Origin of the sequence: Mesorhizobium sp. B2-4-6 (genome assembly GCF_006442775.1) — a bacterium.
Taxonomy (GTDB): domain Bacteria; phylum Pseudomonadota; class Alphaproteobacteria; order Rhizobiales; family Rhizobiaceae; genus Mesorhizobium.
Map to the genome: position 1 here is coordinate 1 of NZ_VFVI01000013.1, position 22389 is coordinate 22389.

At 61.0% G+C, this 22389-nt stretch carries 24 protein-coding genes, 1 tRNA gene and 1 pseudogene; 18 read left to right on the forward strand and 8 right to left on the reverse strand.

The features are described 5' to 3' along the window. The 4 genes and pseudogenes from FJ957_RS25540 to FJ957_RS25555 all read left to right on the forward strand — a co-directional run. Positions 1–2123: type I secretion C-terminal target domain-containing protein (locus tag FJ957_RS25540; protein WP_140835572.1), on the forward strand; the 2123-nt coding region annotated here is incomplete at its 5' end. 72 nt (positions 2124–2195) lie between these two features. Next, positions 2196–2564 carry a hypothetical protein gene (locus tag FJ957_RS25545; RefSeq protein WP_140835573.1) on the forward strand — a complete coding sequence of 123 codons (369 nt, stop codon included), beginning with the start codon at positions 2196–2198 and terminating at the stop codon, positions 2562–2564. 329 nt (positions 2565–2893) lie between these two features. Next, positions 2894–3452, forward strand: a pseudogene (locus FJ957_RS25550) (lytic transglycosylase domain-containing protein); the annotation flags it as partial. A 230-nt stretch (positions 3453–3682) separates the two neighbouring features. Further along, entirely contained in the window at positions 3683–4915 is a 1233-nt protein-coding gene (locus tag FJ957_RS25555; RefSeq protein ID WP_140835574.1) for a penicillin-binding protein activator, read from the forward strand. A gap of 50 nt (positions 4916–4965) precedes the next feature. Here the strand turns inward: FJ957_RS25555 and FJ957_RS25560 are convergent, their stop codons facing one another. From FJ957_RS25560 to FJ957_RS25585, 6 genes are all read right to left on the reverse strand, one after another. Beyond that, positions 4966–5856, reverse strand: coding sequence for a sterol desaturase family protein (locus tag FJ957_RS25560; RefSeq protein WP_140835575.1), 891 nt, complete (start codon positions 5854–5856; stop codon positions 4966–4968). A gap of 70 nt (positions 5857–5926) precedes the next feature. Then, a complete protein-coding gene (locus tag FJ957_RS25565; protein WP_140835576.1) occupies positions 5927–6466 on the reverse strand; it encodes a prepilin peptidase in 540 nt (179 codons plus the stop codon). Positions 6467–6474: 8 nt separating this feature from the next. Beyond that, complete coding sequence (locus tag FJ957_RS25570) at positions 6475–7023, reverse strand: tetratricopeptide repeat protein (RefSeq protein WP_140835577.1); 549 nt, start codon at positions 7021–7023, stop codon at positions 6475–6477. A 54-nt stretch (positions 7024–7077) separates the two neighbouring features. Further along, positions 7078–8028, reverse strand: coding sequence for a type II secretion system F family protein (locus FJ957_RS25575; protein ID WP_140835746.1), 951 nt, complete (start codon positions 8026–8028; stop codon positions 7078–7080). 14 nt (positions 8029–8042) lie between these two features. Continuing rightward, on the reverse strand, positions 8043–9014 hold the full coding sequence (locus FJ957_RS25580) for a type II secretion system F family protein (protein WP_140835578.1): 972 nt from the start codon (positions 9012–9014) through the stop codon (positions 8043–8045). Next, on the reverse strand, positions 9014–10399 hold the full coding sequence (locus FJ957_RS25585; protein ID WP_140835579.1) for a CpaF family protein: 1386 nt from the start codon (positions 10397–10399) through the stop codon (positions 9014–9016). The genes FJ957_RS25580 and FJ957_RS25585 overlap by 1 nt, the downstream gene beginning before the upstream one ends. A gap of 499 nt (positions 10400–10898) precedes the next feature. Here FJ957_RS25585 and FJ957_RS25590 point away from each other — a divergent pair, with 499 nt between their 5' ends. From FJ957_RS25590 to FJ957_RS25640, 11 genes are all read left to right on the forward strand, one after another. Further along, on the forward strand, positions 10899–11099 hold the full coding sequence (locus tag FJ957_RS25590; protein WP_140835580.1) for a Flp family type IVb pilin: 201 nt from the start codon (positions 10899–10901) through the stop codon (positions 11097–11099). A gap of 71 nt (positions 11100–11170) precedes the next feature. Beyond that, entirely contained in the window at positions 11171–11371 is a 201-nt protein-coding gene (locus FJ957_RS25595; protein ID WP_140835581.1) for a Flp family type IVb pilin, read from the forward strand. Positions 11372–11495: 124 nt separating this feature from the next. Further along, positions 11496–12518: a Flp pilus assembly protein CpaB gene (gene cpaB, locus FJ957_RS25600; protein ID WP_140835582.1), complete on the forward strand. Its 1023-nt coding sequence runs from the start codon at positions 11496–11498 to the stop codon at positions 12516–12518. A 74-nt stretch (positions 12519–12592) separates the two neighbouring features. After that, entirely contained in the window at positions 12593–14014 is a 1422-nt protein-coding gene (locus tag FJ957_RS25605) for a type II and III secretion system protein family protein (protein ID WP_246685961.1), read from the forward strand. Then, positions 14001–14303 (forward strand): hypothetical protein, encoded by a 303-nt coding sequence (locus FJ957_RS25610; RefSeq protein WP_140835584.1) that lies wholly within the window; start codon positions 14001–14003, stop codon positions 14301–14303. Before FJ957_RS25605 ends, FJ957_RS25610 begins: the two co-directional genes overlap by 14 nt. A 62-nt stretch (positions 14304–14365) precedes the next feature. Further along, a complete protein-coding gene (locus tag FJ957_RS25615) occupies positions 14366–15877 on the forward strand; it encodes a TadE/TadG family type IV pilus assembly protein (protein WP_140835585.1) in 1512 nt (503 codons plus the stop codon). A gap of 5 nt (positions 15878–15882) precedes the next feature. After that, the gene (locus FJ957_RS25620; RefSeq protein ID WP_140835586.1) at positions 15883–16407 is read left to right on the forward strand and encodes a TadE/TadG family type IV pilus assembly protein; all 525 of its coding nucleotides are present in this window, start codon (positions 15883–15885) and stop codon (positions 16405–16407) included. Positions 16408–16409: 2 nt separating this feature from the next. After that, positions 16410–17072 (forward strand): TadE/TadG family type IV pilus assembly protein, encoded by a 663-nt coding sequence (locus tag FJ957_RS25625; RefSeq protein WP_140835587.1) that lies wholly within the window; start codon positions 16410–16412, stop codon positions 17070–17072. Beyond that, positions 17069–18232 carry an AAA family ATPase gene (locus FJ957_RS25630; protein ID WP_140835588.1) on the forward strand — a complete coding sequence of 388 codons (1164 nt, stop codon included), beginning with the start codon at positions 17069–17071 and terminating at the stop codon, positions 18230–18232. The genes FJ957_RS25625 and FJ957_RS25630 overlap by 4 nt, the downstream gene beginning before the upstream one ends. Next, a complete protein-coding gene (locus FJ957_RS25635) occupies positions 18219–18800 on the forward strand; it encodes a L,D-transpeptidase (RefSeq protein WP_140835589.1) in 582 nt (193 codons plus the stop codon). Before FJ957_RS25630 ends, FJ957_RS25635 begins: the two co-directional genes overlap by 14 nt. Next, entirely contained in the window at positions 18797–19357 is a 561-nt protein-coding gene (locus tag FJ957_RS25640; RefSeq protein WP_140835590.1) for a hypothetical protein, read from the forward strand. The genes FJ957_RS25635 and FJ957_RS25640 overlap by 4 nt, the downstream gene beginning before the upstream one ends. A 9-nt stretch (positions 19358–19366) precedes the next feature. On the opposite strand, the gene FJ957_RS25645 is transcribed toward FJ957_RS25640, so the two are convergent. Continuing rightward, positions 19367–19957 carry a hypothetical protein gene (locus tag FJ957_RS25645; protein ID WP_246685962.1) on the reverse strand — a complete coding sequence of 197 codons (591 nt, stop codon included), beginning with the start codon at positions 19955–19957 and terminating at the stop codon, positions 19367–19369. A 148-nt stretch (positions 19958–20105) separates the two neighbouring features. Here FJ957_RS25645 and FJ957_RS25650 point away from each other — a divergent pair, with 148 nt between their 5' ends. Both FJ957_RS25650 and FJ957_RS25655 read left to right on the forward strand, forming a co-directional pair. After that, a complete protein-coding gene (locus tag FJ957_RS25650) occupies positions 20106–20810 on the forward strand; it encodes a thermonuclease family protein (RefSeq protein ID WP_246685963.1) in 705 nt (234 codons plus the stop codon). A gap of 255 nt (positions 20811–21065) precedes the next feature. Then, positions 21066–21812, forward strand: coding sequence for a GGDEF domain-containing protein (locus FJ957_RS25655; RefSeq protein WP_246674359.1), 747 nt, complete (start codon positions 21066–21068; stop codon positions 21810–21812). Positions 21813–21857: 45 nt separating this feature from the next. On the opposite strand, the gene FJ957_RS25660 is transcribed toward FJ957_RS25655, so the two are convergent. Continuing rightward, positions 21858–21932 (reverse strand) — tRNA-Thr (locus FJ957_RS25660). 222 nt (positions 21933–22154) lie between these two features. On the opposite strand from FJ957_RS25660, the gene FJ957_RS25665 reads away from it, so the two are divergent. Then, the gene (locus FJ957_RS25665) at positions 22155–22379 is read left to right on the forward strand and encodes a hypothetical protein (protein ID WP_140835592.1); all 225 of its coding nucleotides are present in this window, start codon (positions 22155–22157) and stop codon (positions 22377–22379) included. The last annotated feature ends 10 nt before the right edge of the window (positions 22380–22389 follow it).

Here is a 22389-nt window from a genome sequence, read left to right on the forward strand (position 1 = left end):
AGGGCGCCTGGGACGACCAGCAGGTCAGCGTCGTCATCCACGGCACCAACGATGTGCCGACGATCACCGGGGACACCGGTAATCCTGGTGGCGCCAACGATGTGGTGTACGAAGCCGGCCTGCCGGCAGGCTCCAAGGTCGGTCCGACTACCATCGAGGTTGGCGGCACATTCAAGATTTCCGATCCGGACGGCCTGAGCGACGTTGCATCCGTCACCATCAAGGGCACGACCATCCTCATCGCCAACCTGGGCAACAACAATGTAATCAATGGCGATCACGGCACACTCACGATCACGAGTTACAATGCGTCAACCGGGGTTGCGACCTACGTCTATGACCTGACGTCCGCAACCACCGATGTGCCCAACGTTACGGAAACCGACGTCTTCGGGCTAACGGTTACCGACAAGGCCGGCGCCAACGCGTCGGCTGCGATCACCATTGAGATTGTCGACGACGTGCCGATAGTAGTCTCGCCGGACTATGCTTTGCTGGCCAATGGCGCAGGCAATCTGGTTACATTCAACCTCGATGCCGATCAAACCCTGTCCAACAACTATGGGGCGGACGGCCCGGGCACGGTCAGATTCGATGCGTCCCTCAACAACACCGATAGCGGCCTGACCTCGGGCGGTGTGCACATTATCTACACGGTGTCGGGGGACGGCCATATCCTGACGGGAACGGCCAACGGCGCAAGTGTGTTCACGGTCACGCTCGACCCCCAGAATGTGCAATATTCCGTTGACATGAATGGCACGGTCGACAGCTTTACTAACGTCGATTTCAGCGGAAATGGCTATTCATTCGTCGGCGGCAACAACGATTGGACAGGTTTCGTTCCGGCAGGAGATTCCGTCTCCAATCCGATCAACAACAACAGTTCCGACCTTCTGCTGACAGCAATCGGTGGTTCGGTCAACACCAGTTCGGTCGCAGGCGGTGTCGCCGATGGTGCCTCTGTCGGGTCGGGGGAAACGTTCCGTGTCGACTTTGTTACGGATTTGAGGAACGGGTCAGGCTCGGGCTACCTGTTCGACCAACACTACAACACCAATGGCTCGTCGGCCGTGTTCACGGCGACGAACGGATCGAAAATCCAGTTGTTGGCCTACGACGACCACGACACGAACAACAACCTCGTTGGGGAAACCACTCCCGCCGACAGGTCGCTGGACGCGATCACTCAAGTCATCGTCGGCTTTGGCACCGAAACCTTCACATTCACATCGAGCGGCAGTCACACAGTCGGCGGGCATCTATACACCGTCACGTTCAATGCCGATGGAACAGTTGCGGTCGACGGCGTTTATGGAACAAGTGGCGCTCACGCTGTCGGAACCACGATTGCGGTCACGACCGCGAATGGCTTCAACAGCATCGAGTACCACTATCTGTCTGGCGACACGTTCAAGATCGGTGACTTTGGTACGGCCGTTCAATCGAGCGATCCTGTCAGTTTCGGCCTGCCGGTCCAGATTGTAGACGGAGACGGTGATACGGCTGCAAGTTCGATCGGCATCACACTGACCGGGACCGGAACTCAGGATCATTCGACCGATCTCGTGGGCGCTTCCCACACCTACACGTCGACATTGGCCCTGCCCAACATCATCGGGTCCAACTACGATGACATTCTAAATGGCGACGGCTCCGCCAATGCGCTGTACGGCGGCGTCGGCAACGACACGATCAACGGCAATGCCGGCAATGACACGCTGATCGGCGGCGCCGGCAACGACCTTCTCCTCGGCGGGGTCGGCAACGACCTCCTCATCGGCGGCGCGGGGGCCGACCAGCTTACGGGCGGCACCGGCGCGGATACGTTCAAGCTCGATCACCTCGAGTTGAACATCAAGGACATCATCACCGACTACAACAAAGCCGAGGGTGACCAGATCGACCTGACCGCGTTGTTCGACAAAGCCGCCGCCGGCAACATCGCGGACTATGTGCATTACGACACCGGCACCAAGACGCTGAGCGTTGACACGGACGGTACGGGCAATGCCGCCAATTTCGTGGATGTCGCCGTACTGCAGAATGGACCGGCCACGACCGGCACGATCAACATTCTCTATGACGACGCGAACCATCAACAGCACACCGCCACGATTTAGCGCTTATGCGTCACCACGCTTCCATGCTATGCATTAGCGAACCATGAATTCGCAATTCGAAGAGGGGCTTACATGAAACATTCCGCAAGGTTGCTGGCTTCGGCCACGGCGCTGCTCGTGGCCGGGTCGACGGGCTTCGCCGCCGACATCATCGGCGAGCCGGCGGTGAATTATTGCCGCACCGTCGGCACCTCGGACCTGGTGCTGACCGACAACATGGTCGAGCTCAAGGACCATGTGGTGAAGCTGATGGACGAATCCGTCGCCGTCGCCAATAGCCCGGAATGGATCAACTCGTCGCGTCCCGCCTTCGTCTGGGCTTCGGAAGCCAAGGTCGCCTGCGGCATGGCCTATGGCTACCTCAAGACGAACTACAAGGACGAAGACACGCTCAACAAATGCGAGTGCTTCCACGACCGCATGGTCGAGTACATGCACTGAGATGACGGGCAAACGGACGCCGGCTGGCTGCGATGGTGGCCGACAGAAAATTGCCGAAGGCGATCACGCTTGGCCGCTTCGCCGTTTCACGGAAACGGCGAAGCGATCTATCTCCTTGTTTTGACGCAATTCCGAACGGAAAACCGCTACGCACTTTTCCTGGAATTGCTTTAGCGGTCGCCTTGCTTGGTCTCGGTCAAACATCTGTCCACGCCAACTGGCTTGAACGGCCGCAGCCGCCGGGGGCGCGGCCAGCGCACTGCGACGCGGCGCCGGAGCGGACCCGCGAGACATTCATGGCATTCGCCACGTGCCAGGCGTCGCTCTACGGCCTCGAGCCGGTGCTGGCGCATGCGGTGATGGAGATCGAAAGCGGGTTCGATCCCGCCGTGCGCGGCGCCGACGGCGAAGTCGGCCTTATGCAGGTCATGCCGGCAACGGCGCGGATGCTCGGCTTTCGCGGTTCGCTCGACGAGCTTGGCGAGCCCGCCACCAACATCGCGCTCGGCATCAAATATCTGGCGCAGGCAAACAGGCTCGCCGCGGGCGATCTTTGCACCACTGTGATGAAATACCGGGCCGGGCACGGGGAGACCCGCTTCTCGGTCTCGCTCGGTCGACTACTGCCAGCGCGCACGCGCGATCCTGGCGCGGGAAGGCCTCGATGTGGCCGGACCGCTGCCGGTGGCGACGATCGGATCCTCCGACGTCTCGACGACCGGCTTCTCCGGCGCTTCCATGGATGGCGCCGTCACCGGCCAGGAGAAACGCGTCTGCGTGCGCCGATCGTTCGTGCCCGGGCCGCGCTACATGAAATGCGCCGAGTATCGCAGCCCGGCGCAAGCAAGCGCGATCCAGGCGCTGAGAGCGCGGCTCTTCGATGGCTAAACCATGACGCAGGAATCACGGGACGGCCAAGCAAGCAAGACGGTAAGGTCGGTTGAAGACAGACCGGGGCAAATACCTGGCGGCACATGGGTGGAAGCATCATGAAAGTTGAGCGGCACGATCCGGACCTGAAGCGCGCCGCGCCGAAGCGGATCGTTGCGGCGCGCTTCAGGTCTTTGTCAGATGCATGTCGTCTCCCCAAAACCGGGACCACTTTTGGGCGACATGCATTGGGGGCGATCGCTCTCGGGCTCGTCGCGGCGCTATGCGGATGCCAGTCCAAGAGCGGCGCGTCGGATGTGCTCGATCCATCGGCGATCGCGGCACCCGCGGGCCAGGCTGGCACTCCGGCGGCACCCGCCCAGCAGGCAAGCGGTCAAACCTTGGCCAGCGCGACCTCGGGCGGTCCGACCTCGGCGGCCGCCGCCAAGGCCCAGCTGACGCTCGGCGCGGGACCGACCAAGGTGGCCATGCTGCTGCCGCTTTCGGCCCCCGGCAGCACGGGCGAGAACGGCCGGAAAATGTATGACGGCGCGCGGCTGGCGATGGCCGATCTCGGCGACAAGCTTTTGACGCTGACGATCGAGGATACTCGCGGCGACAGCGGCTACGCCAAGGATCTCGCGGTGAAGGCGATCACGTCGGGCACCGCAAAGGTCGTCATCGGGCCGTCCGAGCTCGCGGCGGCGCAGCACCTTGCCAAGCTCTCCGGCTCGAAGCGGCCGCCGGTGCTGGCGCTGGCCGACAATTTCGCCGGCGGCCCCGGCGTCTATTCCGTGCGGCTTAGCGAAGCCGACAGCGCTGCGGCGGGCGCGGCGGCGATCGCGAGCAAGGGCGCCAGGAAATTCGTGCTGCTGGTGCCTTCGGGCGCGGATTCGAGCCCCATCGAATCCCGTGTCGCCAACGCGCTCAGCATCTATGGCGCCACGCTTGCCGTGACGCTGCCCTATTCGGCGACGGATGGCGGCGCCAAGGTGGTGTCCGACATGGGCTCGCTGGTCGAGGCGCCCGACGCCGTGGTCGTCGCCTGCCGCGACGGCAGCCCTATCGCCGTGCTCGCCGCGCTGAAGGCAAAAGGCATTCCCGGCAAGACGGTGACGCTGATCGGCACCGACCGCTGGCTCGAGCGGCCGATGGATCCGCTCTACGAAGGCGCCTATATCGCGACGCTCGACGAGGGCGAGACCGGGCCGATCGCCGACCGCTTCAAGGCGACCTACAACTACCAGCCAGACGTCAACGTGGCCTATGCCTACGACATGGTGGCGCTGAGCGCGGGCATAGCGAGTTCGGCCGGCCCGGACGGCTTCAGCAAGCAGGTGTTGGAGAACACGACCGGCTTCCGCGGCTCGACCGGCCTCTTCCGCTTCCGCGCCGACGGCTCGAGCCAAAGGTCGATGCCGTTTTTCAGGGTGGAGAAGGGGCGGTTGAAACTGGTGGAGAAGTCGACGTCGGGGTTTTGAGGGGGCGGGTCCCGGGCACACTCTTGCGGCACCCAACCGTGGGTTGACGCCTATTCGGCCGGAATATCCCCTCGATCATCAACGACTTGGCGCCGTACCGTTGGAAGCAAGCGGATCGCGAGCCTGGACCACTCAATCAAAGGCCAAAGCGTCAATTTCAAAACGTCGTTGCGCGGAACGCCAGTAGCACCCAGGGGGACGTTGCAAGTGCCAGGCACCCTATAGGTGCCGAATATCCAGTCGAAGAATGGGAAAACGTTGGCCAGGTTCTTGCCGTAGGCAGCCGGCACATCGGCATGGTGCCAGCGATGAAAGCGAGGCGATGCGATAAGCAATCGCAACGGGCCGTGTCCCCAATCGACATCGATGTGGACATAAATGTTGTGGAACAGGACGATTAAGGCGCCATAGCCGATCGCGTCACGCGGCAATCTGATCCAGCTCAGCAAAAGGGTGTAAGAAACCAACATCACGAGATTCTCCAGCGCGTGGACACGGTATGTGGTCAAACCGTTGACGACCGGGTCGGAGTGGTGAATCGCGTGCACGGGCCACAGCCACTTCATATGCATGAGGCGGTGGTTCCAGTAATTGGCGAAGTCTGCAGCCAGAATACCGAAGAAGCTAAGCAGCCATGTGGGACGGCCGGCCCAAACGCTGCCCGGGATGCTCGGTATGCCAAGCAGGTCATAGGCTTGCTTTGCGTAATCCGAAAGCAGCCAAACTCCAGGAACCAGCAAGATATTTATGTGGAAGATCGCTAAAGTCGCCGCTACGCTTTCGATGGCGCGTCGCGACAAGGACCGACGCCAACCTTTGCGAACAACATCGCATCCCAAGACGATGAGCAGAAAAGCGGCCACGAAGTAAAAACTGGGGTCGCTTGCCAGTCTGCACCACGCATCAAAGCGGGCGATGATGTAGTCGCCGACGCTCTTCACTCGTGTTCCCTCAACTCCCCCACGTTCACCTCAAATCGCTGCGACGAAAAACCTGAACCCGCCCCAACGATCAATTTAGCTGCTCCAGAATTCCCGAGCTGGTTGCCACCACAAGGGCGTGATACATTTGGAACGCTATCGCGCAGATGGTGGCCGCCGAAATCGGCACACCGAACGGCACGACGCCATCCTGGTCCATGTGCTGCACATATTGACGGAATATGCCTGCCGGCAGCACAAAGGGATTCTTGATCACCGCCGCTGTGGCAATCGCGAAAATCAGCAGCAACACGGAAAACACAGCTAGATTGCTTCCGCCAACCAGAAACGGCGTGACGCTCATCAGCTTGACATCGCCGGCGCCGACCTTGCGCAAAAGCCAGAACGGAAAAAGAGCAATGAACAGCGCAACGCCGCCAAACGCGCTCATGCCCATCTCCAGCCATGAATGACTTTGCAATGATTGGAATTGCAAAGTTCCAAGGCCGAGACAGAGGAGCAGTAGCACGTGATAGTTGGATATTCTCTGCGTGGTGAAATCTGTCCAGGCAATCCGCCCAAGCAATAGGATTGCCAGCCCCTGGAAGACAAGCGAAGCGGTCAGCAACATGGCTTGTCCTACCGTTCGATGTTCTGCACGCTTGACGACAGCAGCTTCAGATTGTTGGCCACGGTCGGATCGTTCGGCGCCAGTTCATAGGCCTTAAGGAAGTTGCTGCGAGCGTCCTGCAGCTTTCCGCGCAGCAAATAGGAATAGCCGACATTGTTGTAATATTCCGGCGTCGCGCCGAGCAACCGGTAGGCTCGCCGGTAGGCCATGTCGGCCAGATCGAAACGACGGATGCGGTCGCAGGACGCGGCGAGACCCAGCCAGGCGACACCGTCATTCGGCGCAAGCCTTGTCGCTTTGTAGAACAACGCGCCGGCATTGCCGTAATTTTCGGAACGGAACTGCGTCTTGGCCTCGGTGACCGCCTGATCGGAGGCGTAGTAGTCGACGTCGCTCACCGTCTTCAGGCCGTCGAAGGCGTCGCCGAAGGCGGTGTAATCGCCTTTGGCCGGCTCATTAGTACGCACGACGCCGGTGCTGTTGCCATCGGTCGACTGACAACCGGCAAGAGCCGCCAGCAGCATTGCCGCGGCGGCGAGGCGTATCGGCCTTTTCACTATATGCCCCAACATGCTCTCCGATTCTATTTTAGAAGATAAGCATACGACGATTCAGAAGAAAATGCCCTTCATGCGAATAAGCACCGGCAGCATGATGACCATCATCACGACAGGGAAAATGCAGAGGCCCAGCGGGATCATCATTTTGACCGGCAGTGCATTGGCGCGCTCTTCCGCAGACAAAATTCTTTGGCCGCGCATCTCGGCGCTATAGACGCGCAAGGCGTCGGTGAGGCTGGTGCCGAGTTCTTCCGATTGCCGGAACAGCACCGCCAATGCCTTGGCTTCATCAAGTCCGATACGGTCCGCCAGCTCGCGCAAGGCGTCGCGAAGCGGCTTCCCTGCACGCAATTGCAGATTCATAATCGAGAGCTGGATGCCCAGCCATTTATGGGTGCTTGCCATCTCCTGGCTCACGCGCTCGACCGCCGCCTCGAGGCTCATGCCGGCATCGGCGCAGGTGATCATCATGTCCATGAAGTCTGGGAAGGCGCGGCGATAGACCTGCTTTTGCGCCTTCTCGAAACGATCAAGCATGATGCTGGGAATAACGATGCAGGCCAGTCCGAAGAGCGACGACGCGGCGAGGGCAATGAATCCTGGCAGAGATGGCGGCAATATCCTCGACAGGAGGCCATAAATAGCCAGAAAGCCTATGGCGACGACGCCCAGCCGGCAAAGCGTGTAGATGAGAGGCGCGCTGGAGTGATAAAAGCCCGCTCGAAAGAGCTTGGCCTCGAGGGCGTCAGGCTCGTTGCGCTCCTTCTCCATCGATTTGAAATAGGCTTCGATCGGCTTTTGCGCCGCGGCCTTGGCGAGACTGTCTTGTCCTAGGATTGATCGGCGATCTACTTGCCCGTCGCCGACAAGGCTATCCGTCACCAACTTGCGCGTCTGCATCGCCGGCAGGAATACCAGCGCACCGAACAGGAACAGAGCTCCTGCGGCGGCGAAGACCGCGAGAGAGACGAGAAAGGTCAGGTCGTCTGTATTCGAAAGCAGGCTCATGGTCGCTCCTAAAAATCGAAAGTGACCATGCGATACATGATGTAGTCGCCGAGCAGCGCCCAAGTCCCAAACGCCAGGAACACAGGCAGGATCAACGGACTGCCCCAGACTTGGCCATAGTAGGAAGGCGCAACGAGGATCAGGATCAGAAACATGACGACAGGAAACAGTGAGATGAGCCATGCCGACGCGCGACCCTCGGCCGAAAGCGCCCTGATCTTCAGTCTGAGCTTCTGCCTTTCGCGCAACACGGATGAAAGGTTTGCAAGAATCTCGGTGAGGTTGCCTCCCGTCTTGGCTTGGATAGCGAGCGACACGGCCAGCAGGTGCAGGCCTTCGAAGCCGACACGCTCCGACAATTTCCGGACCGCCTGCTCCATGCTGAGTCCGAAGGTGATCTCGTCGGCGACAATGCCGAATTCCGTGCCAAGTGGGTCAGGTATCTCACGCGCCACAAGACCTATCGCGACGGAAGCAGGATGACCTGCGCGCAGCGAACGAACGATCATGTCGAGAGCGTCGGGCAATTGTTTGGCGAATTTCTGAATCCGTTTGGTACGTGCCCGGCGCAAAACAAGAAGCGGCAGGGCAAGGCCCACCACGAGAAAGATAATGAAAGCTACTGGCGCTCCAACATGCAGGAAAAACCAAGGCAGCAACGCCAGCGCTAGGCCAGCCAGAAGAAACGATGCGACGAAAGTCAACGGGTTTCCGGTAACACCGGACTGGGTGTACAGCCGATTTAACCAAACAAAACCGGAGATGAAGTCTCCCGAGTCGGTCAGTCCACGTTCGCGCAACAGGCTTTGCAATGTTTGCTCTGCCGGCGCGTCATTGGCGATAAGGCGGAGTCGATGATTGACCGCGACCCGACGCGAACGCCGGCTGGCCAGTGAAAGATAGAAGGCCTCGCCGGCTAGGATGACTGAGGCGGCCGCAACCACATAGATGAAATAGAGTAGTGCCTGTCCCGTCAGCATTACAGCGCCACCTGCGGATTGAAGGCGTCCTTGGCAAAGTGAAGGCCGAGCGTGGCGGCCTCGGGGGCGAAGCGCGGGCGAACGCCGGTGGCGCGAAAATCGCCGATAATGGTGCCATCGGCGGCGACGTCACGCCTGACATAATGATAGATTTCCTGCAGCTGCACGATGTTGCCTTCCATGCCGGTGATCTCCGAGATGGAGACGACGCGCCGTCCGCCATCGGAGAGGCGCTGCGTCTGCACGATGATGTCGATGGCCGAAGCGATCTGCGCCCGGATCGATTCATGCGTCATCGGCAGCCCGGCCATGCCCACCATCTGTTCCATACGGGAGATGGCGTCGCGCGGCGTGTTGGCGTGGATGGTGGTCATCGAGCCTTCGTGGCCGGTGTTCATAGCCTGAAGCATGTCGAAGGCTTCCTCGCCGCGCACCTCGCCGACGATGATGCGGTCGGGCCGCATGCGCAGGGCATTCTTGACCAGTTCGCGCTGCCGGATCTCGCCCTTGCCCTCGACATTGGGCGGGCGCGTCTCCAGCCGGCCGACATGCGGCTGCTGCAGCTGCAGTTCCGCTGCGTCCTCAATGGTGACAAGGCGCTCCTTCGACGGGATGTAGCTCGACAACGCGTTGAGCAGCGTCGTCTTGCCGCTGCCGGTGCCGCCCGAAACCAGGATCGACTTACGCGCCTGCACAGCGATCCGCAGCATGTCGATCATCGGCTGGCGGATCGAATTGAACGCCATCAGGCGTTCCAGCGAATAAGGATTCTTCGAGAATTTGCGGATCGAGACCAGTGGACCATCGACCGAGACCGGCCGTACCGCGATGTTGACGCGCGACCCGTCGGCTAGGCGCGCATCAGCCATCGGCGCTGATTCATCGACGCGGCGACCAATGGCAGAGACGATCTTGTTGATGATACGCAGCAGATGCGCCTCGTCGCGGAAGCGGATCGAAGTTTCCTCGATCGTACCGCGGCGTTCTATAAAGACGCGCTCATGGGTATTGATCATGATATCGGCGATCGAATCGTCCTTGAGCAGCGGTTCGATCGGCCCGAGACCCAGCATCTCGTCGGCCGTGTCGCTGGTCAGTTGATCGAGCTCGCGGGCATTCAAGGGCACGTTACGGCTCCGGACGAACTCGCGCACGATCGGTCGGATCTCGTCCAGGATCTCGTCCTTCGACGCGGTTTCCAGCGCCGCCAGATTGAAGCGATCGATGAGATGGCGATGCAGCTCGACCTTCAAGGTGAGGAAGTCGAGAGCTTGCGGTTCGGCATCAGCCGTAGTGACGGCAGTTGTTCCGTTCGCCGCCGCAACCACGGGTGCCACCTGCGGCGCCCGTTGCTCACCCGGCCCTTTGATGAAGCGACCCAACATGCCGCCCGCCCCTTTTTAATTTCCCCCAAACGGAAACTAAGCGTTAACCACGAGAGGCACAAGCCGCCCGCAAGCCAAAGTCCACGTATTACTTGCGTCATAGTTAAGAATGCGGTCAAACCACCGTATAACTGCTTCTGGCTTACGCCCCTTATACAGACTAAGGTCCTAAGACCTTTGTCGCAATGGATGCACCTAAGTCTGCTAAGCCATTAGATATAACGAATTATGTACAATTTCTAATATTCGTGCAATGAGGCCCTACCACGGCGGAATTGTGAATGAATGGTTAAAATGACTTGAAAAATGAGGCGAATCAAGCGCTTGTCGCAATTGAAATGATTTCAAATCGAGTATTGAAAGGTTAAGCTTCCGTTAATCCGTTTGACACTGCTTTTTCGCACGACCTAGGATTGAACGTGACGGGGGATGCTTGGGTATGGGGTACATTCCTTGGCTCTGTCTCGTCGGGTTCAAACCTCCAAAGGGAGAAATTGGCATGAAGAAGCTCATGACCTTGGCCCGGCAGTTCCGCGACGACGACAACGGCGCTGCTATGGTCGAATATTCGATTCTGATCGGTATCATTACCGCGGCGGTGATCGCGATCATCATCGGCGTTGGTATCTATGTCAAAGATCAGTGGACTACGCTGTGCACCAATCTGAAGACTGCGGATGCGAAGGTGACCGGCTGCTGATCCAGAAATTGACCAGGCCCGGAAACGACCTTCGGGCCTGGTCGAAATTGGATCCCAAGGGAGAAATTGGCATGAAGAAGCTCATGGCCTTGGCCCGGCAGTTCCGTGACGACGATAACGGCGCTGCCATGGTCGAATACTCCATTCTGATCGGCATCATCACGGCAGCTGTGATCGCGATCATCATTGGCGTTGGTATTTACGTGAAAGATCAGTGGACCACGCTCTGCACCAATCTCAAGACCGGCGATGCGAACGTGACCGGGTGCTGATCCAGAAACTGACCAGGCCCGGAGGCGACCTTCGGGCCTGGTCGACTTAATACAGTAAAGCAATCTCGGGCTGGGTGGCGCCTGTCTGCGATAGGTGGGTTTGCTTGAATGGGGCTTGGGGTAAATGCGCGCTAATACACTGATTATGATCGTGCTCGCCGGTATATTCGGCGTCCTGGCGGTTGTGCTCGTCAATATCTGGCTTGCTGGCCAGCGCAATGCCCTGGCGCAGTCCAATGGCATTCAGGCAAGCACCGTCGTGGTCGCGGCGGTCCCCTTGAAATTCGGCGACGCGCTGAGCGTCGACAAATTACGCGAAATTGCCTGGCCGGCGGGAGCCGTGCCCGCAGGCGCGTTCAAGACCGTCAAGGAAGCGATGGCCGGCGAAGGCGCGCGCCAGGCGCTGCAATCGATCAGCGCCAACGAGCCTGTCCTTGCCGCCAAGATCACCGGCCCAGGCCAGCGGGCCACGCTGTCGGCGGTGCTTGCCGAGGGCATGAAAGCAGTTTCCATCCGCGTCAACGACGTGCTCGGCGTCGCGGGATTTGTCTTTCCAGGCGACAGGGTCGACGTGCTTCTGACCCGGAACGTTCGCGGCGACGACGGCGCTGATAGAAGCTTCGTCGACGTGTTGCTGCAGGGCGTGAAGGTGCTTGCCGTCGACCAGGTCGCCGATGAAAGCAAGGATGCCCCGCAAGTCGTGAAAGCCGTCACGGTCGAAGTCAGCACCAAGGATGCCCAGAAACTCACCTTGGCCGCGGGAGCCGGCCAACTGTCACTGGCGTTACGCCAGGCTGCCGGCAGCAAGGGTGAGACGAATGAGAGAGTAACCTTGGCGGATCTGACCGGCGACACGCCGGATGATGTCGCCAAGCGCCAGGCCGAGTTGGACAAGCAGAAAGCCGATGAAGCCGCACGCAAGCAGGCCGACGAGAAGATCGACGGACTGGCCAAGGCGGTGGAGCGGGTCGGCAGCCAGATCGACCAGATCAGCAAGACAAAGCCGGTTACAGTCGTGACAGCCGCGCCTCAGCAACCGGTGAAAGAAGTGGTCAAATACGTCCAGCCTGAACCGCCCAAGCTCGCGACAATCGGCGTGTTTCGCGGCGTCAAGCTGGAATCATACGAAGTGCCGCGACAAGACTGACGAGGGTCGGCGCGGCGGGCTGCCACAGGCAGCAAACGGGGAGACGGGGAATGCAGGGATCTTGGGTTAGGATAGTGGCGGTCGCACTATCCTTCTTGGTCATACCGGCGGTGCTTGGCCACCCGGCCAGGGCAGCAGACCGGTTCATCGACGTGTCGCGTCCGTCGCTGCATCGCGTGTTCGTGCCGGTATCGCAATCCGCCACGATCCAGGTGAACGCCACTTTGGGTGACATCGTGGTCGGCGACGAGAAGATCGCCGACGCGCAGCCGATGACCGACAAGACGCTCTACATCATCGGCAAAACAGTCGGCACTACCACCGTCAACCTGTTTTCCGAGGACAAGCGCTCGCTCGGCGCCATCCAGATCGAGGTCGGCCAGGACGTCAGCGACATGGCCGTAGCCATTCGTCAGGTGGCGCCGAAGGCCCGCATCGAGATCGGTTCGATCAACGGCAAGGTTCGCCTGAGCGGCCATGTCAAGGACGCCGCGACGCTGGCATCCATCGTGGAAGTCACGCAGCAATACGGGCCTGACTCCATCATCAACGCCGTTACCATTGACGACAGCGAGCAGGTCAATCTGTCGGTGCGCATCCTGGAGGCCAAGCGCAATGCGGGCCGCGATCTTGGCGTCTCATTCAAGAGTACGAATAGCCGCGGCACCACAAGAGTGGGGACAGGTATCGGCACGGTGGATAAGGACGGAGCCGAGCTGGGCGCGGGCGACCTGGTCAGCGGCCTTCTCTCCAATACCAACCCGTTCGCGGCGCTCATCACCCGCATCATCGACAGCAACATCAAGGTCGACCTAATCATCGAGGCGCTTGAGTCAAAGGGCGTCGTTCGTACGCTGGCCGAACCGAATCTCACTACGGTTTCCGGTGAGACGGCCAGTTTCAACGCCGGCGGCGAAGTGCCAGTGCGCAGCGTCAATTCCCAAGGTGAAGTCGAGATCGTGTTCAAACAGTTCGGCGTCAATCTGAACTTCACGCCAGTGGTGCTGGACGACGGTAAGATTCACATCAAGCTGGCGCCGGAAGTCAGCGATCTGACCGGCTTCACCAGCGCCGGCGATCCGATCTTCACCAATCGCAAACTATCGACCGTGGTCGACCTCCGTGACGGCCAAAGCTTTGCCGTGGGTGGCCTGCTTTCAAGCAAAAACACCAAGCAGCAAGACCAGGTGCCATGGCTCGGCCAGGTGCCGATCGTCGGGGCGCTGTTCCACAATTCGAGCACGCAGAAGGAAGAGACCGAGCTTGTCGTCATCGTGACGCCGCATCTGGTGCGACCGGTGAAGCCCGGCGAGCAACTAGCGACGCCTTTCGACAAGACGAAGCCGGCCAACGACCCAGAGTTCATGCTGCTCGGCCAGCTCGAAGTCAACAAGGACATGATCCGCATGTATGAGCATGGCGACGGTGTCACCGGCCCCTATGGCCACATGCTGGATGTGAAATCGAAGGACAAGCTGCTCTATGTCAAGAAGTAAGCTCCTGCTCGTTCTTCTCGGCACCGGCCTGCTCGCGGGCTGTGCGGCCGATTACCTGAACAATTACGACACGATGACGCTGGCTGCCGGCGACTCGCAGAAGACCAATCAACTGCTGCAGACGGTCGATCCGTACAACCCAGCTTCCAACAATACGAAGATCGAGGGCGACGGCGCACGCTCCGTCGGCGTCGTCCAGAAATACAAACTTCCGCCAAGCACGTCCGCGCCGGCGACGAACATGACAGTCAATGTCGGGCCGTCGGTTGGGACGAGCGCGGCCAACTGAAAAAAGGGAAACGGGTCGCGCCGGGCGACGAAGGCCGGCGCAGGACGAAAGAGAGCAAGGTCATGTTGGGGACCATACGCAGATTCTGGCGCGATCAGCGCGGCATGGCGCTCGTCCTCGTCAGCATCATGCTGCCGGCAATTATCGGTTTTTCGCTGCTGGTCATCGACATGAGCCGAGCGAACAATCTGCATAATGACTTGCAGAAGGGGACCGATGCGTTTGCGCTTGCTGGCGCGGCCGAGCTGGACGGTACGAGCGGCGCCTGGGGTCGTGCAGAACGGGCCATGGCGACGCTCGTCAGCAATGAAAGCAACTTCTCAACATCCGGCCGAAATCCCCTGACCTCGGGACAGCCGGGCGGAACTCAGCGGTGCAATAGTTCGGGAAACATCTCCTGGTGTTTCCTGAAGAGCCTTCCCGATGACAACGTCGCCATAACAACAGCCAACTACGCCAACACCGACCCCGCAGTTGGCGAATTGGAGACCCGGTTTGTTCAAGTGACGGTCACGCCAAAGGGATTCGCCGCTATCTTTCCAGCCTCATTTCTTACCGGAAACTCCGCCAGCAACAATTTCAACGTCGGCGCTACCGCAGTGGCCGGCTTCACGTCGAGCGTTTGCGAATACACGCCGGTGTTCATGTGCAATCCGTACGAAGATACCAGTATCACCGGGGGCGTGACACTGGAGCAGGCAGCGCAAAGCAGGCAATATCGTCGACGGCAAATCGTGCTGCGCGGTGACGGATCGTACGCCCCGGGCAATTTCGCTTTCTTGTCCTCACCATTTGGAAACGGCGCCAACGAGCTTGAAAAGATGCTCGCGGACTCCAAACCACAGAACTGCTATTCGCGCGATGGCGTCCAAACAGAGCCGGGACAGAACTCCGGTCCCGTGCAGAACGGAATCAACTCCCGGTTCGGCATCAACTCTTCTAATTATTCGGACGGACCCGCGGTCAACGTGCGCAAGGGCGCAATAAACTGGGACCAGTACGTTGCGGACAACAAAGTCGACTACCAAACGGATCCCACCAAGGGCATCGGCCTTGAACGAGATTCGTGCCAGATCGCCGGCAGTTGCACGATGATGGGTGGCCGGATGGGCGCCGGCGACTGGAATTTCGCCCGCTATTGGGCCGCCAACCATCCTACGCGTGCCGTTCCGTCAGCCCTGTCGGGCACCGGCGCCGACCTTCCGACGCGCTACGAGACCTATCGTTACGAGATCGATCCTAATGGCGATGGCAACACGTCCGACAGCATTGTCGGCGACGCCTCGGTCGGCGGCGAACAGGGCATCCCTCCGGCAGCGGCAGGCACACCGATTACCACCACAGACCGCCGCTTGCTCTACGGCGCGATCCTGGACTGCAATGCGCTCCAGGCAAACGGCGTGAGTTTCAAGGGCCGAGCGACGGTTCCGGTCAGGCGCTTCGGCAGTTTCTTCATCACCGAGCCGATCAAGGACGGCAAGAACATCTATGTCGAACTGGTCGACATCACGGGTAAAGGCGGACGCGGCACGCTGGACAACTATCTGCGCGACGAAGCGCAGCTCTACAGGTGACGTCAATGTTTCGAGTCATCGCACGTCATGTGAGAAAATTCCGCCAAGATCAGCGTGGCGCAGCGCTCGTCGAGATGACCCTCGTCGCGCCGCTGATGCTATTCCTGTCGGCCGGCGTATTTGAGTTCGGCAATCTCATTCACGACAGGCTGCTGATGGAGGCCGGACTGACCGACGCGGCGCGTTTTGCGGCTCGCTGCAACAGTCAGCTTTATACCGATGCCGGCCTGACGATCAATTGCGCCAACGTTGCTTCCAACGTAGCGGTGTTCGGCAACACGAAGGGAACCGGCACCGCGCGTATTTCCGGCTGGAATGCGCAGACGCCAAACGTGACTGTGACCATCGGCACCAACTGCCACGACGCAGTCGTCTCCGGCGTCACCCAATACCGGTCGGTGACTCCGCAAGTGTGCAGCGTCCGGGCGGATGGCACCTATGCGTATAGCGGCGTCGGCATGCTCGCGCTCCTCAACATCGGCCCGATCACGCTTACCGGCTTCCATGAGGAGCGGTTGATCCGGTTCTGACGATGATGAGACTGTTCGCAAAATCAGAGCAGGGCGCGGCCATGGTCGAGATGACCATTGTCGCGCCTTTGCTGTTCGCGCTGACGCTCGGCTTCGTCGATTTCGGCTACGCCCTCTATCAATGGAACGGCGCGACCAAGGCCGTCCAGGTCGGCGCAAGGCTGGCCTCGATATCCGATCCCGTGGTGTCGAAAACCACGCTTGCCAACGCGGCGCCAAGCGATGTGCCGGGGGCGCCGGTCCCTGCCGATGCCTATTTGTTTATCTGCCAATACACCGGCAACACCGGAGCCTGCAAAGACAAGAACGGCACATCCACCAATTTCGACACCAATGCCTCCAACGCCTTCAGCCGTATCTTCAGAGGCGACACAGCCGTCACCAACGACGATGCCTGCCCTGCCCTCACGGGGACCCAAAGGCCCGGCATGTGCCATTTCTTTCCCGGCCTCCTGAGAACCAACATCGTCATAACCTACTCGGCAACCGGACTTGGATTCCAGACCAGGCTCAACGGCCCTGTGCCCACCATTACAGTCGAATTGCAAAACCGGACTTTCCAGTTCTTCTTCCTGAGTGGACTGATGGGCTTCGGAAATATCAACATGCCCTCCATGCTGAGCACGGTCACGGGCGAAGACTTGAAAACGAGCGCGCCATCATGAACGCCATCGACACCAGAGTCCTCCCGACCAAACGAAAACAGGTGGCGCTGTTTTCCGGCGATGCGAATTTCAAGCGCGACGTCACCACGCGGCTCGACGCGCTGGCGATCTATGACGTCAAGGTCTTGGACGCGGCGGAGTTCCTCAAAGGGCCGCCTGTCGACAGCCGGCCCGGCATCATCATCCTCGATCTCGGCAATGGCGAGCTGCTCGGCAATCCGGGGATCGTCGAGGCGCGCGCGGCCTGGGCCTCGGTGCCACTGATTGCGATCTCCGACGAGCTCACCTCCGAGCAGACGCGGGTCCTGGTGCGCATGAACGCGTCGGACTGGCTGCACAAGCCGCTCGACGCCAAGGAGCTGCTCAACGCCGTCACCTTCCACGACACCGGCAGCCAGGGCACCAAGAGCCGCATCATCACCTTCATCGCCGCCAGCGGCGGCGCCGGCGCCACCACGCTGGCGATCTCGGCAGCCGAGCACCTTGCCTCGAAATCGGCCGAGCGCGCGGCTTCGATCTGCCTCGTCGACCTCGACTTCCAGAGCGCCAATTGCGGCGCCTACCTCAACCAGTTCAACCAGTTCGATCTCTCCGGCATCATCGGCCAGCCAGACCGGCTCGACGTCGAGCTCATGGATGTCATCAAATTGTCGCGGCCGTCCGGCCTGACGCTCTACTCCTTGGAGCGGCCGCAGCTGCCGTTCGAGCCGCACGGTTCCGACTTCGTCTTCCGGCTGCTCGACCTCGTTGCCTACCGCTTCGACGACATCGTCATCGACCTGCCCAATATCGAGACGCCGTGGCACGATTCGGTGCTGCGCACGAGCGACGAGATCTTCATCGTGTTCGAGCTCAACGTCGCCTCGCTGCGGCAAGGCAAGCGGCTCTACAAGAAGATCCGCGAATTGCGCGGCAACAAGGTCAGCGTCACGCTGGTCGCCAACAAGCACAAGCGCAAATGGTTCGGCAACCACTTCTCGCGCAGCGAGCTGGAGAAGATCTTCAAGGCGCCGCACATCAAGTCGCTGGCGCTGGACAACGCGCTTTTGGCCGATGCGCTGAACCGCGCCATCCTGCCTTCCGAAGTGGATGGGCGCGCGCGCTTCAACAAGGACCTCAAACGCATGTTCAAGGAGCGGCTGGACAATGCCCAGCGCTAGCTCGACGCGGCGGATAACGGCGCGCCTCGCGGCTGCCTGCCTGATCGGCATCGTGTCGATGTCGGCTTGCGGTTTGACGCAAGCCGGATCGGGCCTGCCGCCGCTGCCGGCCATGGGCCCCAGCCTGCGCAAGGCGGTCGCCTTTGAGACCCGTGAGCAGCCGGGCACGATCGTCATCCGCAGACAAGAGAAGGCGCTCTATCTGGTGACGGGCCAGGGCCAGGCGCTGCGCTACCAGATCAGCGTCGGCCGTGACGGCTTCGGCTGGACCGGAACGGTGAAGGTTGCTTCGAAGACCGAATGGCCGCAATGGCGTCCGCCCAAGGAAATGCGCGTGCGCCAGCCGGAACTGCCGGCGATGGTGCCGGCCGGTCCCTACAATCCGCTTGGCGCCAGGGCGCTTTATCTGTCGCGCGACGGGCGCGACACGCTCTATCGCATCCATGGCACCAACGATCCCAAGGGCGTCGGTTTCGACGGCACATCCGGATGCTTCCGGCTGACGAACACCGATGTGATCGATCTCTTCAAGCGCGTCGCGGTGGGCGCAAAGGTGGTGGTTGAATGACGATGATCAGCGAGCCGGACGTTCCGGCAATCGAACTCGGTCACCGGGAAGCCGCTCCGGGAAAGCCCAGCCGGGCCAGACTGATCGGTGTCCTCGCGGTGGGCGCCGCGCTCGTCACCTTCGTCAACGTGACGGCCGCCGTTTATCTCTATCGCGGCGTCAGCGACCTCAAGACGATGGAGGCGCGGCTGGAACAGCTCGGCCAGTTCGAGCAGCGGATCGGCGCCCGCATCGACACCGTCAACAACGGTTTCCAGAGCCGGTTCGAGACGCTGGACCGTCAGTTGCAGACGAATTTCGGCCAGATCAACGGCAATATCGCCAAGCTGGAGCAAGGCCAGCCCGTCGCCGCCAGCGAGCCAGCGCCTGGCGCGCCGGAGCCGGCCTTACTCGACAACACCACGGTGGCGGATGCTTCCTCGGCTGACGAAAGCGGTGCCGATGCCGCCGACGCACGGCCCTCGTTCAAGCGGAAGGTCGCGCCTCCGGGGCCTAACCCGTCCTACCAGCGCATCCAGCAGCCCGACGGCAAGGTCTATTACAAGAAGATCAACTGAGCCGGCCGGTTACAGATCGCGCTGCAGCGCAAGCATACGGACCGAGCGGGTTTCGCTGCGCAACCTCTTCTCGCTCAAGAATGCGGCGTGACAATAAGCGCAGGCCGCCAGGCCGAGGCACAACACGAGGCAGTTCTGCAGGCTGAGGTCGACCATCAACGAGTACCGCCAGCCGCGCGGCGTCGTGAAGGCGGCAATCGTGCTCGCCGTTTCAGCATGGCTGCTCAGCGCGATCATCAGACCGGCGAACAGCATGGCTGCATGGTTGGCGAGGAAGAAGCCGGCGGACCATTTTGAGCGGCTGGCCATCCAGCATCCGCCCGTCGCAAAGACGATGATGGCAGCGTCAAGGGCCATCGACCCGCCAAGATAGAGATTTATCTGCTGCCAGAACATGGTCGAGAACGGGCGCAGCTCTAGCCACGCATGCCACGCAGCGGGGCTGGCCGGATAGAAGCCTAGCAGGAGCGCCGCGATTCGCTCCGCCGCCAGCAGAAGCAGCACCAGGGCCGGAAAGGCAAAAAGCAGTATCGGCTTGCGCATCGTGTCATCCCCTCGACATCCGATCACCGATTCTAGGCCGCATTGGTTGCGCGACACTTAACGCAACGCCTTGCTTTTCAAGGATTGTAGCTCGTGTCTAATGTATGATCCGGTTCAACGGGGGTGGCGCCGTGTCGACAGGAGCTAACGGGTTGGGCTTGGGCGGCATCATCGACAGCCGCCGCGACCCCGCGGGGTTCCGCGCGTGAGCCAGGCGAATCCGCCCGGCCGCCCGCTGCTGGCGTCCGCGCTCGGCGGTCTCGGGCTGCTCGCAGGCATGGCGCTGATCGTCGAAGGCGGGCGCCGGCTGCCGCCCGCCTCGATCGCATCGGCTCAGGGCGCCGGTGACCTGAAGGCGGCCTCCCATGCCCCGATCCATGACGCGCGGCCGGGCCAGCCGGCGCGCAAGATCGCCAAAGATCTCATTGCGCCGCCGCCGCTCGACCCATCGCGGATCGAGCGCATCGAACCGCGTCCTCCGCTTGGCGAACTCGGGCTTGCGCCGCGACCAAAGACGCCGATGCCGCGGGATTGGCGCGAGACCCTGCTTTTCGGTCCGGTCGCGATCTCCTCGGCGGTCTTCGAAGCCATGGGACGCACGGTCGCCATCAGCGGGACGGTCGACATAGATCCGCACAGGACCTGCACATTCGACGACACCACCTGGCCCTGCGGCCAGCGGGCGCGGGCCGCCTTCAACACCTGGCTCCGCGGCCGGGCGCTCAAATGCCTTCTGCCGCCGGATGCCGACCGCTTCGCCATCGCGGCGCCCTGCGCGCTTGGCAAGCAGGATGTCGGCGCCTGGCTGGTTTCCAACGGCTGGGCGATGGCCGCTCCGACCGGCATTTACGGCAAGGCGGAGGTGGTGGCGAGAAACGCCCGGATGGGCATTTTCGGCCCACCGCAATAACGCGACAGCGGGAAAGTCAGTGGCCAGTTCTCCTCGCGGACTTGCGTGAAAGCAGAATGGTCAGAGCGGTTCAGCAATTCTAAAAACCTGGGCCGACGACCGGGCCGGTCATCGGCCGCGGGCCGCGGCCGCTGGCGCGCCGGATTCAGCGCTTGCCATGGAGAAGATGCCGACTTGCATCAAATTGTACGCTTTCCTCACACCGAAATCGTAACCGGCCTCCTGTAAACGATGCGTCGAACAGGAGATTGGCACTTGACCACGAAAACACCGACCGCGCCGGTTCAAACGTGGAAGCACCTCATCTTGCTGGCCGTGCTTGGCACTGCCGCCTGCGTCGCGCTTTCGCTCGGGTTGAACTACCTGCTGCTTTTCAGCGACAGCCTCACACCATTCGGCCGCGGGGCCGTTACGGCAATCGTCGTGCCGATCGTCATCGGTCTGCCGTTGTTTGCCCTCACCGGCTGGCAACAGATCGAGATGCGCCGCTACCGGCAGGAACTCACCAGGTCCGGCACCTATGACCAGTTGACCGGCTGCCTGAACGGCAAGGTGTTCACCTCGATGGTCGACAGGAGGGCGGCGAGACCGGTGGGCCCGCGCTCGGGCGCCTTTCTGGTCATCCATCCGCAACATCTGACGTCGATCAACCTGCGCTTCGGTCTCGAATGGGGAGACGAGGCCTTGCGGCTGATTGCATCGGCCATCCGAGCCGCGGTGCGCAAGGACGATCTGATCGGCCGGATCGGAACCTCGATGTTCGGCGTCTTCCTTCCGGGCGCGAGCGAAGAGGACGCCAAGGACGTTGGCGAGCGCATTCGCGGCACGGTCGGCGAGATCTATTTCGCGCCGAAAGGCGACAAGGACGTGCTTGCGATCAGTGTCGGCGGCGTCATTTTCGAGCGTGAGCTGGATTTCGAGGACATGTTCCGCTTCGCGGAGGAAGGCATGGCCGAGGCATCGGACGAGGCCGGTCTGCGGTTGTCGCACGTCACTAACTGAGCCGGCGCAATCGCCTGACAGGCTCACTTCGATGTTCTGGAAAGCTGGTGCTGCGAGAGAGGATTGAACTCTCGACCTCTCCCTTACCAAGGGAGTGCTCTACCACTGAGCTACCGCAGCCTGCGATGGCGGCTTCTGCCATATCGAACCGGTAAGCGCAAGGCCAAGAAAAACCCAAAGCGTCGCATATAATTCCCGCCAGCAATTATGCGGTTTGGGGGAGCATGCACGGCTGATCCATGGCGTGAAACCGGCTCTCGGGCCGCTTCCATGACATGGGCGCATTAAAATGCTAGCCATTGCGGAATCGCCGCCGGCTGACCACCGGCCAGGGATCAGACGATGAACGACAAGGCAAATCCACCGAAAAAGGGCGACGGCGAGCGCAAGGACCGGCTGGCCGAGGCGCTGCGCGCCAATCTGCAGAAGCGCAAGGCGCAGACGCGTTCGCGGCGCGCCAGCGACGCTGACAAGGAGCGCGCCCGCGACACTGACAAGCAGCGCGCCCGCGACGCGGATCTAAGGTCCGAAGGATTGCCGGCTGCTGGAAAAATGCACAAGGGCTGACCAAATCAGC